Below are 1,863 nucleotides of genomic sequence, written 5' to 3'. Positions count from 1 at the left end.
CCCCTCGAACCCCGCAAAAACTTCGCCAGTTGCTCGCCGCGCTCGACAACCCGCGGCTCCCCGTTGTGATCAGCTCACGAGGCGGCGACTTGTTCGGCGCCTTGGCCGCAGGGCGGCTTATCCACGAACGCAAGCTAGACGTCGTCGTCGCCCGCACCAATATCCTGGGTTGCAACCCGCCCGGGGCAGGCTGTCTGGACGACAATGGCGCCTATGTCGGGCTGATCAGCCAATTCGGAGTGGAGTGCGATTCAGCCTGCGCACTCATGCTCGCCGGCGGCGCTAGGCGGCTGGTCGACCCCAAGGCGCGGCTCAGCGTGTCCTCGATGGGACAGAAGCGGATTGTCGAAGCCTATTTGGACGAGATGGCGATCAGCCCAGGCCTGTTCGCAGCGATAGATCAGAGTTCAGTCGAGCGTCAGCTTGAACCCGATATAATGCTCAAGGTCGGGCTGGTGACCGGGCCGGACACATCGGACACGCTGACTGGCCCCGCCATTTGCAGGTCCTCGCCAAAGCCGGACAATTGCCGGCTCCCGCCCTCTGCCAACGCCCAGGCAAAGACGCCGCCAGAACTTTAGCGTAGTCGCGACGAAGGTCGAGGCAGCAGCCGTCAGGCTGGCATTGCTCGCACCCTCTTCAATTCTATTTGCAAGCATCGTCGCCGTAACTAGTATGGGTTGGACCGAGGGCTTGGCAGGCGTGATTTCCGCGTTCCTTTCAAAGGGTATTTCGTGGCCGCTAGGGCTGGTTCGGCTCGGGCTGGCCATCGCTATTGGGCTTACCGCGTTTGCCGCCGCAGCGAAGGAAACGCCGCCGGATTACGGCCCTGCCATGCGCTTCGTCGTGGTGCGCAGCAGCGCGCCAGGCTGCGAGCCGAACTGCCCGGAATGGATTTCTGCCGAAGGCAGCATCGAGGCCGGCACGCCGGCGCGGTTCAAGCGCCTCTTGAAGACGCTCGGCGGCCGGCAACTGCCGATCGTCGTCAATTCTCCTGGAGGCAATGTCGACGCCGCGCTCCAACTCGGCCGTACGATCCGTAAGAACAAGCTCGACATCGCCGTGGGCACTACGGGGTTTTCCGGCTGCTCGCCCGAAATGAAGAACTGCCGGGACAATGACAGTAAGAACACGCCGTATTCCGGCATCGCCTACGACAGCGGCGCCATGTGCAATTCCGCATGTCCCCTGATGTTTGCCGGCGGCGTCCGCCGTGTGGTCGGCGAGTGGGCTTTTCTCGGGGTTCATCAGATCACCACGACATATCACAGGGAAAAGCTGCTCTACCGCACCACCTACAGAATTGTGAACGGCAAGAAGAAGGTCCTCAGCACCAAGGTCGTCAGCCGCAAGAATGCCGGCAGCTACAAGACCTACGAGATGAGCAAGGCGGTCGAGAAACGGCTGTCCGGCTATCTGAAAGAAATGGGTATCGGGCAGGGCGTGCTGGACGTGATGAAAGCGACGCCGGCAAGCGACATAAAGCAGATCGAGCCCGACGATATGCTGGATATGAAGCTCGTCACCAGCCTCGATTCCCTCGACCTGATGACCGAAGCAGCCATATGCCGGCGCGATCCGGTGCCAGCGAACTGCCGCGAGATACCGGCCAATGGCAAGGCCAAGCCGGCCGAGGTGGCGACGGTCGCAGTCAAACAGGCCTACAGTCAGCCGGCGGAGGCAGCATCACCGCCAAAGCCGCAGCAGGAAATGCGTTTCATCGTCGTTCGCGGCAGCAATCCGCTCTGCAACCCCGATTGTCCGGAATGGATTTCGGCGGAGGGAACGATCGTTGCCGGCACGCCCGACAGGCTGCGCGAGCTGCTGGACAAGGTCGGCGGGCGCAGGCTGCCCATCGGCCTC

At 62.4% G+C, this 1,863-nt stretch carries 2 pseudogenes; both read left to right on the top strand.

Going from position 1 to position 1,863, the window contains the following annotated elements:
• Positions 1-581, top strand: a pseudogene (locus tag EOA60_RS31090) (hypothetical protein); the annotation flags it as partial.
• A 253-nt stretch (positions 582-834) separates the two neighbouring features.
• A pseudogene (locus tag EOA60_RS31085) lies at positions 835-1,863 on the top strand (hypothetical protein); the annotation flags it as partial.

It is taken from the genome of Mesorhizobium sp. M1A.F.Ca.IN.020.06.1.1 (assembly GCF_004023265.1).
Lineage (GTDB): Bacteria > Pseudomonadota > Alphaproteobacteria > Rhizobiales > Rhizobiaceae > Mesorhizobium.
This window is presented reverse-complemented; position numbering and strand designations above follow the sequence as displayed.